General features: G+C 40.1%; 10 protein-coding genes. All 10 read right to left on the bottom strand.

Going from position 1 to position 12,343, the window contains the following annotated elements; translation table 11 throughout:
• Positions 1-907 precede the first annotated feature (907 nt).
• Entirely contained in the window at positions 908-1,186 is a 279-nt protein-coding gene (locus tag G466_RS23350; RefSeq protein WP_262482346.1) for a ThuA domain-containing protein, read from the bottom strand.
• Positions 1,187-1,195: 9 nt separating this feature from the next.
• Positions 1,196-1,633, bottom strand: coding sequence for a hypothetical protein (locus tag G466_RS23345; RefSeq protein ID WP_051315770.1), 438 nt, complete (start codon positions 1,631-1,633; stop codon positions 1,196-1,198).
• A gap of 29 nt (positions 1,634-1,662) precedes the next feature.
• A complete protein-coding gene (locus tag G466_RS23340) occupies positions 1,663-5,007 on the bottom strand; it encodes a PVC-type heme-binding CxxCH protein (RefSeq protein WP_026814952.1) in 3,345 nt (1,114 codons plus the stop codon).
• A 78-nt stretch (positions 5,008-5,085) separates the two neighbouring features.
• Positions 5,086-5,496, bottom strand: a complete 411-nt coding sequence (locus G466_RS0118455; RefSeq protein WP_026814951.1) for a cupin domain-containing protein — start codon at positions 5,494-5,496, stop codon at positions 5,086-5,088.
• A gap of 7 nt (positions 5,497-5,503) precedes the next feature.
• Positions 5,504-6,364, bottom strand: coding sequence for a phosphoenolpyruvate hydrolase family protein (locus G466_RS0118450; protein ID WP_026814950.1), 861 nt, complete (start codon positions 6,362-6,364; stop codon positions 5,504-5,506).
• A gap of 393 nt (positions 6,365-6,757) precedes the next feature.
• Positions 6,758-8,362: an MFS transporter gene (locus G466_RS0118445; protein ID WP_051315769.1), complete on the bottom strand. Its 1,605-nt coding sequence runs from the start codon at positions 8,360-8,362 to the stop codon at positions 6,758-6,760.
• Between the two features lie 62 nt (positions 8,363-8,424).
• Entirely contained in the window at positions 8,425-9,282 is an 858-nt protein-coding gene (locus G466_RS0118440; protein WP_026814948.1) for a phosphoenolpyruvate hydrolase family protein, read from the bottom strand.
• A gap of 39 nt (positions 9,283-9,321) precedes the next feature.
• Positions 9,322-10,536 carry a Tm-1-like ATP-binding domain-containing protein gene (locus tag G466_RS0118435; RefSeq protein WP_034236168.1) on the bottom strand — a complete coding sequence of 405 codons (1,215 nt, stop codon included), beginning with the start codon at positions 10,534-10,536 and terminating at the stop codon, positions 9,322-9,324.
• Between the two features lie 16 nt (positions 10,537-10,552).
• Positions 10,553-10,849, bottom strand: a complete 297-nt coding sequence (locus tag G466_RS0118430) for a Dabb family protein (protein ID WP_026814946.1) — start codon at positions 10,847-10,849, stop codon at positions 10,553-10,555.
• A 106-nt stretch (positions 10,850-10,955) separates the two neighbouring features.
• The coding region (locus G466_RS22665) for a c-type cytochrome (protein ID WP_034236165.1) at positions 10,956-12,343 on the bottom strand (1,388 nt) is incomplete at its 5' end.

Raw genomic sequence — 12,343 nt, 5'->3', positions numbered from 1 at the left:
ATGGTGGTTTTAAATTCCTGGTCGTAATTTCTTTTATTCATATTACAAATTTAAGTTTATCACATAAATCCGTACCAACTAAATTAGACATTCCACTGGATTATTGTTATACATTGTTTAAATTAATATTTATAATCCTAAGTAGGATATTTATCACAATTGTTTTGATGATATTTAGCATACGGACACATCATACGATTCATACTTTTAAGCACTAAATCAATGTGGTTCCAAAATTTATTTCATTTAAAACTTGATCAATGTTGATCCCGCTTAGGAAATTGAAAATTGTTGTTTTATAATTGGTAATCATTCCTTATAGACCTGCTGGTAATCTATACCAATTAAGGGACACAAGCAACTATCAATAGAAGGATTAGATAGTAAGCTAAAGTATAGTTATCGTTTAAATAAGGTCTTAAAGGACGAACTTGTGCCTGCTAGTGAGCTTCTCCTGACCTCCTCTCTTTCCCAGATAGTAGATTATATTATTCATACACGATATTAAAACATGTATAATGTTTACTGACCTAAAGGCAGTCCAGGCTATTAGATGACAAGTTTCTTAAGTCGAGGAATGTTGTGTACCGGAGAGGAATGATTACTGACGTAGATATCGAAAAAATGCATTATAAAGATACAGCGGTGCCCATTTGTTAGAAATGCCGTACCATCTCTAGAGAAGGAATTGCCTCAACTAACCGCCGATCTAATATCTGGAGCATTGGTAAAAGAAATGGGAAAACTTGGGAAGAATGGGTTTTAAGTAAAGCTGGGATTAGGAAATGATAATATGCTCATTACCAGAGATAAAAAACAAGGATTAGTTTAAAATATCATTTCCCGATATTTATAACTAGCATAGTTTACAGAATAATGTCCGAAAATAATTCGGAATATCATATTTTCAATCCACCCAATCTATACTATTATTCAATATGGTTTTGTATGCTTTATGATTATGAGCCCTGTCGTCATGTCCTAAGGTATTCCCTATAATCTTAGCGGTAGGGTGATTTACTATCCATATCACGGGATACTCTGCACCAGTTTCCAACCCCTTTCCTACCGCAAGCACTTCAATTTCCGTACCCTCTGGATCCTTTTCCCATCGATAAAGTTCGTCGACTATTCTAAATTTTGCTGGAACTCCCTTCATTATTGGATGATCAGGTTTTCTAACGATTACCTCAAATTACTGTAGTTTTTCATGTGAACGAGCTCCCCCACCAACAAGCTGTTTGTTATATTCAGGCCAATCTTCCCAATTATACCATGTACTAGGATGATTTATCAAGAGGGTTAGGTTGCCCGCATTTACGTGCTCAAAAATCTTTATTTTAGCATTATGGTCTAAAGGCCGGTTGTTGGTCAACATAAGGACATCCGACTCGTCAATGAGACCCACCAATTCATTGCTGTCTTCAGTATACTTTACCGAATTTCTTCCTTTGTTACTAAGGATTTTCCCATCGGCAATTCCGAATAACTGGAAAAAATCGTGAGAAGAACCGCCTCCGCCTTTAATGGTAACCTTTAGGGCATTCTTTTTTTTAGATGGATAATTTCCATCTTGTGCCCATGAACTAATAATGATAGAGAACAACATTAATAAGATTACACCATTTTTCATTTTTATAAATGTTTTAACGTATACATGCTTTATTTCTTTGCAACCCACTTCGAACTATTTTTCAATATGGTTTGGTAGGCTTTTAGTCCGTGGGCCCTTTCATCATGCCCTAAAGTATTGGCGACAATTTTAGCTGTTGGATGCTTAACTACCCAAACAGCAGGATACTCTTCACCAGACTCTACACCTCTGCCTACGGCCAATACTTCTATCTCAGCATCCGGATCTTTCTTAAACCTGTATAATTCATCCACGATCCTAAATGTAGAGGGCACGCCTTTCATTATGGGATGATCAGGTTTTACAACCCTAACTTCAAATTCTTGAAGATTCTCATGAGACCTAGATCCTCCTCCAACAAGGTTTTTATTATATTCAGGCCAGTCTTCCCAATTATACCAAATACTGGGATGGTATATAAGCAAATTCATCTTCCCCTCATTTACTCGAGATAGGATAGTATTTTTAGTATTATTGTCCAAAGGCTTGTTATTACTTAATAAAAGCACATCTGTATTTGCTATAAGAGATCCCAGTTCCTCTGGTTTTTCAGTGTATATTACGGTGTTCTTCCCACCATCGCTGAGAATTTCACCATCTACAATTCCAAAATACTTAAGGAAATCATGTGAACTTCCTCCTCCCATCACAGAGATTTTTTGAGCATCCTTATTCTCGGAGATATAAGATCCTGGTGCGGAAACTATGATAACGCCCTGCATCATGCGCCAGTGTCCGGGAAAAGTACAAACATAGGGGTAAATGCCCGGAGTATCAGGAAGTTTAATCACCACAGATCCGCTAACACCCGGTGTCAACATTTCGGTTGCCCCCAATACGTACTTTGATTTTGGGACATACCCCATTTTTTCTGCTTCTGGATTCTTTAAGAACCCATCAACCATAGCCCCAAAAGTTTCCAAACTATTGGGTTGAATTACGACTAAATTATGGGACATCTGATCTTTATTGTTCAGAATTATTTCCACAGTCTGACCCGCTTTGGCGTGTAGCGTGGTCTTATCAAAAGCCATTTCCTGATTTACAGCATTGAGAACAAAAGTAACATCGGCCTTAATTTTCCCAATCCTGCCTATACTCAGATCAATATGTTGGTTTCCTCCAGTATTTACACAATGGATAGCAATGATATTTTTTCCTTTCTTAAATAATTCTCCTTTGTCTCTATCGAGCTTAATGTATTTATAGGTCTCACTGGACCCCCCTTCTGCGATCAAAAGCTGACCGTTAACGTATATTTCATAATCATCGTCATGAGCAATTTTAACCACCGGTTCGGTAATCTCATCCGTAATAACCACTTCTTGTCGCATCCAGATATCTGAACTGCTCCATTGGGTATTCACATTCTTAACGTTATCGCTCCCAAACTTGGCGGAACCTTTTTTCCAATTGGAATCATTGAATTCCACATTTATCCAACTGTCGGAAGGTTTTTCATTGGTATACTTCCAAATGGATTTCCTTTCCTCTGATGAAGGCACTATTAAATCCACAGATGAAGGATCTACCTCCTCAAAGTCAGATTCCCTGTGATAAATCTTAAGTGCAGCAGAGATCCATTTGTCGGAGTTACTGGAAGCCTCTTGAGAAACTTTCTCTATTTCTGAATACAATCCGTTGGATTCTGGTAATTCTCCAGCTCGTAGCAATGCCGTAAGTCTCATCTGTGGATCAGCACTGCTTATGAGGCCCGATTGTGCCAAACTTTCACTGCTTTCTGTTGTTGGCGGTAATAATGCCAAGGCCGCCCGTTTTACAGCATATGAACTATTGCCCAAGGCATTATGAACCACCTCTGTGGCAGCGGCATTAGAACCATCAAGCGCTCCCAAGCCATCTAAAGTCCATAAGGCATGTAATGCACCTGCATTGAGCACCGTTTTATCAATGTTGGTATCATTTCCGGCCAATTTGATAAGATCAGGAATTAGGGATATTTTATTATTCTCAACAATTAAACGTTGAGCAGTAGTCCGCCAAAACATATTATCGCTTTGCAATGCAACCAAAAGTTTATCATCATCATTGGGATCCAACGAGGTGATTTTGGAATCCTCCCCATCTTCGTGGGTGATAATATAAATTCTTCCATGCCCATAGTCCCTAAAATTATTTATATGGGCGTTCCCTTCCCCTTTATCTGCATTCCATATTTGGTTATCCATTCCACGTTTATCTGGGTTGTGCTGAATCACAGGATTATACCAATCTGCGACCCAAAGATTCCCATCTGGCCCGGTTTCGGTAAAGACAGGAGCGGTCCATGCGTCGGTACTGGCAAAGATATTTCCGCCATCTACCTCCTTATACCCAGCACCATCCTTAACAATTTTTGCTATATGCACCAAGTGACCTGTAGGCTCGCTAACATACATCTGATTCCAATATTTCTCAGGATAATTTCTAGCCGTATAAAAATTTGCACCAGAGGCAGCGGTGTATCCACCACGCACATCAACTTGCTGTAATGGGATGGTATCTACCGGACTGATTTCATAATGGCCCTGGATGAAATCGGCATTTATTGCCCAAGCGGGCATTTTATTTAAGTATTTATAGTGTTTTAAAGGGATACCTACATAACAGCAATGGTTATTGTTGGCGGTAGATCCAAATATTTCAAAATTTTCGTTAAAACCAAGTCCCCAAGTATTGTTATTGAATTGTCCAACTGGTTCAAAATAAGAGCCGTCCCTTGTAAATTTGTAAACACCCATCTTAAAATCAATAACTTTTCCTTGAAATTGATTTTCGAAACCCGAATACCCTACGGATCCCCAAATCATATTATCCAATCCATATCTCAAATTGGATGGCCCCGCATGGGTATCCCACGTTCCAAAACCATCGAACAACACGGTACTTTTATCCATTCTATCATCCCCGTCAGTATCCTCTAAAAATACTATATTTGGGGCCTGGGCCACAATGGCGCCACCTTTTACCAAGGTAATCCCAGTAGTCAAGTTTTGATCAGTAGCGAAGTCGATAAAAGTATCCGCTTTACCGTCACCATTAGTATCTTCACATATAGTGATCCTATCCCCCCCAACATCATTGGCTAAACCATGAGGATAATCCTTAGACTGAACTACCCATAGTCTCCCTCTTTCATCCCATGTAAATGCTATTGGATTAATAATATTAGGCTCTGCAGCAAATAATTTAGCGCTAAAACCATCTGGGAGCTGTACATGTTTTTGTGAATCCTCGGGACTTAAGGGATCCTGAACCCGTGGATTCTCACCTGTGTAGGTCAATGGAGGAGGTGGTGCTTTGTCTTCAGAACAGCTAGACAATAGGACTATTCCGAAAAATAGTACTGAAAGGTAAGTAGTTATATTTTTCATTTATTTAAATTTAATCTCATTACTTACTATGGTGATTTAAATGCCTAGAGTTAAAGCTCAAGAAGATTTAGCACCCAATCAGATTCTGGGACGATATTCTGAATAGGGAGTATTTTCGCTGACATCTATCGTTCCAGCTTCCCAACCTTCTTTCGGGGACAGGATAGCTAAAAACGCTAACTCATCCTCTCCTACGTTAAAAGTCCCATGAGCAATATTGGCACCGATATAAACCGAGTCGCCCTCTTTTAGAATCTGCATCTCATCTTCGATCCACTGTTCTGCGGTACCTTTTAACACATATATAATCTCGTGCATTTCGGGGTGAACGTGAAAATTATGTCCTCCTCCCTTGGGCATCAACACTTTTACCATATAAGTACCCGCCTGTTCAACTATATCAGGATGATAATGCCAAAAATGGTCTCGTCCAAAAGCCTTTTCGAACATTTGGTCCTTTTCTTTAACGAATTTCCAATTCCTTTCCATAAGATCGCTATAGGGTTAATGCTTTAAACTCCCGAGTTAAATTGGTCAAGGACTGTTCTATTCCCATTCTTTCCAAGGAGGATGCCCCTACAAAACCATGAAGTCCTTTACAATGCTCCAGTGCATATTTTACGTCAGCTGGGGTATTGATTGGTCCACCATGGGCAAGAAGAAAAGTATCGGGATTCGCTTTTTTCACGGCATCAACAATTCTTTGTGTACGCTCCAAGGCGTCATCCATTGATGCAGCCGCAATGGTAACCCCAATAGAACCACCCACAGTTGTTCCTACGTGGGCAATGATGGCATCGGCACCCACATCGGCCATTTGTACGGCCTCCTCTGGTTTCCCCACGTATACTATGGAAAACAGGTCCATTTTGGTGGCCAAATTCACCATATCCACTTCCTTTTGAAAGCTCATACCAGTTTCTTCAAGAACGTTCCTAAAATGACCATCAATAATAGAATGTGTTGGAAAGTTATTTACTCCGGAAAATCCCATATCCTTTACTTTCCCTAGAAAGTGCCACATTCTTCTTCGCGGATCACTGCCATGTACTCCACAGATTACCGGAATTTCCTCCACTACGGGCAGCACCTCAAATTCTCCTATCTCCATAGCAACTGCATTGGCATCGCCATAGGCCATCATACCTGCTGTAGAACCGTGCCCGGACATTCTGAACCGGCCTGAGTTGTAAATAATTATTAAATCAGCACCACCTTTTTCAATAAACTTAGCACTGATCCCAGTTCCCGCCCCGGCAGCGATAATGGCTTTTTTTTGATTTATTACTAATTGTAGTCTATCTCTAACTTCTTGTTTTGTGTAAGGATTGCCCTTACCTGTCCATGGATTGGCCATATTATTCTATTTAATGATCTGCTTAAAGTTATAAGATTGAGTTTAAATATCAACTATTTAAATTCTGATGTTTAGGATTTCTCTACCAAGACGTATTAATATCGATCACCACTTCTAAAAAAAATCTTACTTGACTACACTTTCTAACTCATTAAATTAGCATTAAACTGCTCTCCATTATCTCTTAGAATCGCTACCTTACTACCATCCAATTTCGATTGTGGTTTTAAAAATAAGTATGAATTTTTCTGTTCCTTCTTAAATCGGTAAAACGATTCAGGAGTTTAAAAATTAATCCTATCGAAAGTGAATGATTTTTAATTATAGCACTAAGAACGCTTTAATTCAGGTTTGTGCACGACAACTATAGCTGAATTATTTTTCACAACAACCTTAGCTCTTCTCAAGCTCAACTGGCATATATCCTCCTTTAGTCCTAAAATAAAAAATTAAGATTAGGTAACAAACCAGCATAATAATGGGGAAAATAATCACCTTGCTCAGGGCCATTTGAGTTCCCTTGGTTAAAAGGTCAGAGAACAGTTTATTTACTTCCTGAGAATTTTTAATACCAGCCAGTGCTTCATGTAACTCATCCATATTCACTGTCTGAAAATCGATAATAGAATAGATGGTTTCATCTTTTAAAGGGAGATTCACTTTCCCATCTACCAACAGCTCTGAGGGCGCAACTTGAGCCAGTTCATAGGAGGACTGCAATTGCTCTACCTGTGAATTAGACTGGAAAGCTCCTATAATGGGCGCCCCCAACATTCCTACTGTTAGCATTCCGATACCGCTAACCGCATTCAAAGTAAGTGCTCCTCCCTTAGGCGTCTGCTCGGCAACAATACCGATAGTAGTAGGCCAGAAAAATGTTTTACCAAGGCCGTATAGTGTTGCTGCTGCAAAAATGAACCACCCAGAGGCGAAAGAAAGGAAGTACAAGCCAAAAATGGCAAGAACACAGCTAATGACCAATAGAACCAATGGAGATACCTTATGTAATATTGGACCAGCGAAAAGCCGAAGCACCAACATAATTAATGAGGTATATATTAACACCCATCCTGCGTCAAAGCTCTTGCTACTAGCAATTCCGTGCATTATAGACTGGATCCAAGAATCTGTACCAAGTTCAGTAGTGGCCAACGGCATTATTATAAAACAAAGGAACAACAATATCGGTCTCCCCAAAGTCCGGACATACCATCCAAAGGCCACAACCATTAGGACTCCTATGGCTATAAACCCATACCGCATCAAATAATCCTCAGGTCCAGGACCAAAAAAATCGTTTAGTTGCAATACCACTAAAAAGGATACCAAGGCTGCTCCACCAATACCAAACTCCTGTAACATCTCCCTATAACTTACCCCTGCCGCAACACGTTCGTTGGCTGAAAAATCTTGTCGAATAAGAATCAAAAAATACATTATAGCTGGAACAACGGTAATTACGATCTTTATCCACCATTCTACATTACCCATACCTATAAAGATAATCCCTGCAAGTACCAATCCCCCTGGCCAAGCCGCATGCAATATATTCAACCATTTGGTCTTTTCCTTATTGTACATGGTGGCTACTACCGGATTTATGAACGCTTCTACCGTACCATTACCCAAGGCAAATACCAAGCTTCCCCAATACAAAAGACTGTAAGCTGTATCGATATCCCCAGACTGTAAATTTTGATAGGCTAGGTATCCCATAACGCCCCAGGTCATATGACCTATAAAAGCAAAGATCATAGCTACTTTATAGCCGATCCTATCTATTAGCAGACTGAAGAATATAATGGCCACAAAGAAAGGCCAAATACCGATCCCCATGAGCCTCCCTGCCTGTGCAGGATTTAAATCGAAAGCCACACTCCAAGTATCAACTAGAAATACTCTCGTAATAAAACCGAAGGCAGTGGTCAATAATGCTATAAAACAACCTATGAAAATGGCTCTTTTTTTAGAGGTATCATTGTTGGGTAATCTTTCCATAGTCAATTTTGAAAATTAGTTATTTAGCAATGGGAACTCCTTCTTTTATATGAAAGATTAATCTAAAGTTCCAAAGATTTGAATTGCCGTGTTAAATCAGTTAGTGAGGATTCTACTGCCATCCGCTCCAATGAGGATGCACCTACAAATCCATGTGCATCTGTATTTTCTAAAATAACCCTAACATCATCCGGTGTATTAATAGGGCCTCCGTGCGCCAAGAAAATGATGTCTTTATTAACCTTACGTCCAGCTTCTATAATTTCTCGAGTCCTTTTTATAGCGAAGTCCATATCTACTGTAGCCCCCACAACACCAATAGAACCACCGACAGTAGTCCCTACATGTGCTATTATAGCGTCGGCGCCTACCTCGGCCATTTGAACAGCCTCTTCAGGCGTTGCAACGTATACACAGGAAAAAAGATCCATTTTAGACGCGAGTCGTACCATTTCCACCTCCTTATAAAAGCCCATTCCGGTCTCTTCTAGGATATCCCTAAAATTACCGTCCACTATGGAATGGGTAGGAAAATTATTCACCCCTGAAAACCCCATTGCTTTTACTTGTAACAGGAAATGCCACATCCTCCTTCGAGGATCGGATCCATGAACCCCACAGAAAACAGGAATTTCCTCTACCACTGGCAATACTTCATATTCCCCTATCTCCATGGCCACGGCATTGGCATCCCCATAGGCCATTAATCCGGCCGTAGAGCCGTGACCGGCCATTCTAAACCGTCCAGAATTATAAACAATTAAAAAATCGGCTCCTCCCTTTTCTATAAATTTGGCACTTATACCAGTCCCCGCACCTGCACCTATAATCGCTTTCTTCTGAGCTATAGTTTTTTGTAATCGCTCTCTAATTTCTTCTCGGGTATAAGGGTTTCCCTTACCAGTCCATTTGTTCGGCATAATATCTTTATTTTGGTTGTATTTCGTTTGTTTATGTTTTTATTTTAATAGGTTCAATAAGCGTTCTACCAACATATTGGCAAAAACTTTATCATTGATATGGGCATCCATTTCAATAATATTAATATGATCCTTCGCATTTTCTTTTATTGATTCAAACAGAGCATTATTCGCTTCGGGATCATAAAAAATTTCTCCTACATTATCTATTTGCGATATACCTTTCAAGGGGATCAAAATTTCTACTGTAGCTTTGGCCTGCTTCAGTTTATCCACAAGTTGTTTGCCCAAGGTCTTATTCTCTTTACTATTGGTACGCATTAAGGTTACATCTGGAGCCCAACTATAGAGCTTTCTTGAACTATATTTCTTTGGAAGGGTATCCGTTTGGGCGAAATTGACCATATCTAGACAGCCTGGCACCACAATTTGGGGAATCCCCATTTCTGAAGCTGCGGTGAGTCGGTCAGGTCCGGCACTTAAAATACCACCACAAAGTTCATCAGCAAGTTCGGTAGTGGTCACATCCAGAACGGCATCAAAAACTCCTTCGCGGACAAGTGATTCCATAGTGGCACCACCAACCCCTGTGGCATGGAAAGCCATAACCTCATATCCTTTTTCTTTTAACAGTTGGGTACATTTATCCACACATTTGGTGGTGTTACCAAACATGCTGATTGCAATATTTTTTTTAATTGGAATCGAATTATCCACTATTACTTCTGCCATAGCGCTTATGGCAGCTGCGGCTTGCTTTATCAACAATCGGCTAATCTTATTTAGTCCTGCTACATCCACCACAGAAGACATCATTGTGATGTCCTTCACTTTTATCTGTCTGGAAAGGTCTTTGGCCACTACAGTGGACAGGCACAGCTTGGGTATGCCCAAGGGAATGGCCTGCATGGCTTCCAATATGATATAGGTGCCACCACCACCTCCCATTCCAACAACACCCTTAATTCGATCTTTGGAAACAAGGTCTGCAAGGATCTTAGATGCGCCCATTCCCATTAGTTCTACCGCCTTTCCACGGTCACCGGATTCCTTTATGGCCTCCAAGCTCGTGCCAGAAGCATCTGCTACAGATTCGTTGTCCACATCAATGGGGAAGTCAACCAAAGTTTCCATCACCCCTGTGTTAATAGTAATTATAGGCTGGCCTTGATTGCCAAGACATTGAAAGAGATAGGTAAAATCCTCTCCCTTAGTATCAAAACAACCGAGCATTACTATACTTTTTTCTTTCATGCCCATAAACTTAATTTTACACGTTAAAGTCAAAAACAACTACTCGCTCCAACTGTGGAATTACCACATCTTTCACCTTTTCGTGAATGGGATGAGGTAAATAGGCTTCCCTTGATTCCGGACTATCGAAGGTCATAATAAAACCATGTGTAAAGCCATCATTAAGTCCTTCCGTGCTATCGTATGGACCATATTCCATGTCTAATAATCCTGGGATTTCCCCTACCATTGCTTTCATTGTTTCGAAGCAATTTTTAATTTCTGCGTTACTTACTCCCTCCTTAAACTGGAACATTCCAAAATGTCTGGTCATAATTCTATTTTTTAGTTATTAAATTGATTAAAGTGCTTTTCTCCTCTATCTCTAGAAATACGGTATATTCCCTTTTAGTAGAAAACAATATTATAGATTTTATAAACTATTTTAATGTCTTGATAAATGCCAACAGATCAGAAACCTGTTCGTCCGAATAGCTATCAATCAGCCCTTTGGGCATAAAGGAACGTCCACCCAGGAAACCTTCGAACCTAATTTCAGATGCTTGGACAAACTGTTTGGTACCTCCCATAAATCCGATGGTAGTCCCTCTTTCGTCCTTTTTAACTAAATATCCTTCTATATTGCTCCCATCGTTCTTGGTAACCCTATAGATTGCATAGCTACTTTCCAAAGCGGCATCGGGATCTAGAATTGCCGTTAAAAGGGCTTCGTTCTCCCTCAAGGCTGATCCATCCAGGGCTGGTGCATAGTCATATCCTTTATCCCCTACACTATGGCATAAGAGACAGGTTTGAAATAGCTTTTCACCATTTTCGGGGTTGCCTTCCCCCTTCTCCGCAATCGCCATAAATCGTTCCAATCTGGACTCCAAGCCTTTCTTTTTCTCTTCTGTCCTTTTTTTAACCTGTTCAAAAAGATCAACTCCCCTTTTATCCTCTGTATCGGATTGGTATACTTTTTCTGCACTTGAATAGTCGAATTCGTTGGCACTGATCAGCTCCTTATCTAGCAACTCCTTTAAAAGCGTCCCTCCTTCTTTGGAAGAGGCTATTATTTGAACCACGCTCTTCTTTTGGGCTACCTCCAAATTGGGCAGCCAGTTCTCCATAATATTATGAGCAGAATTTACATCTGCAATAGCTACCGACTGTACCGCAGAAGCCCTTAACTCGATATCCAGCTCATCCATTTTTGCAATTTGGATAAAAGTAGCTTTGTTTTCAGAAGGACTTTTCTTAAGTGCAGACATCACCAATTTAATCATTTCTGGGGAAGTGGTATTTTTGATCAACGGCAAAACATCATTTCTTAAGCCATCTACATTTAGTTTCCCTACGGCTTCCAATCCCAACATCTGCTTGGAGAGATCCCCACTTTTCAATAAGGATTTTATAGGGCCTTTTAATGTGTTCGTCAATTCCTTGGATTGTACCGATCCTAAATTTTTTAAGGTAAGGGATACATGTTCTACCGCCTTATTATTATCCTCCAATATTGGGCGTACACTATTCAGTACATTTCGGTTATCCAGCATTCCCGCCACAATTTTAAAGGTAGGCTCGTCCAGGTCCTTGTTATCCATTTTCTTCCAAAGATCTACGAAAATCCGCTCCCTTTCTGGTTTGGATAGTGCCTGACTGGCCCATATTAAATTGGAACTCTCGTAATCGTTAGCTGTAGGAGACTGGATAAAGGCCAATAATTCTTTTGGATAATTCTCAAGGGCTTTTCTAGCAAGGTACCTTTCAAAATTACGCTCATAAGCCCCGCCCATGGCATTGCCTTCTAGAGGTGGATTACAAGCTG

Origin of the sequence: Arenibacter certesii DSM 19833 (genome assembly GCF_000429545.1) — a bacterium.
Lineage (GTDB): Bacteria > Bacteroidota > Bacteroidia > Flavobacteriales > Flavobacteriaceae > Arenibacter > Arenibacter certesii.
Note: the sequence above shows the minus strand (reverse complement) of the source record. Positions and strands in the feature narration are given on the sequence as shown.

What these genes read in the sequence shown, in the direction of transcription:
- G466_RS0118440 (WP_026814948.1), bottom strand. Translation starts at nt 9,282, where the DNA reads ATGCCGAACAAATGGACTGGTAAGGGAAACCCTTATACCCGAGAAGAA.
- G466_RS0118430 (WP_026814946.1), bottom strand. Translation starts at nt 10,849, where the DNA reads ATGACCAGACATTTTGGAATGTTCCAGTTTAAGGAGGGAGTAAGTAAC.
- G466_RS0118445 (WP_051315769.1), bottom strand. Translation starts at nt 8,362, where the DNA reads ATGGAAAGATTACCCAACAATGATACCTCTAAAAAAAGAGCCATTTTC.
- G466_RS0118455 (WP_026814951.1), bottom strand. Translation starts at nt 5,496, where the DNA reads ATGGAAAGGAATTGGAAATTCGTTAAAGAAAAGGACCAAATGTTCGAA.
- G466_RS23345 (WP_051315770.1), bottom strand. Translation starts at nt 1,633, where the DNA reads ATGAAAAATGGTGTAATCTTATTAATGTTGTTCTCTATCATTATTAGT.
- G466_RS0118450 (WP_026814950.1), bottom strand. Translation starts at nt 6,364, where the DNA reads ATGGCCAATCCATGGACAGGTAAGGGCAATCCTTACACAAAACAAGAA.
- G466_RS23340 (WP_026814952.1), bottom strand. Translation starts at nt 5,007, where the DNA reads ATGAAAAATATAACTACTTACCTTTCAGTACTATTTTTCGGAATAGTC.
- G466_RS0118435 (WP_034236168.1), bottom strand. Translation starts at nt 10,536, where the DNA reads ATGAAAGAAAAAAGTATAGTAATGCTCGGTTGTTTTGATACTAAGGGA.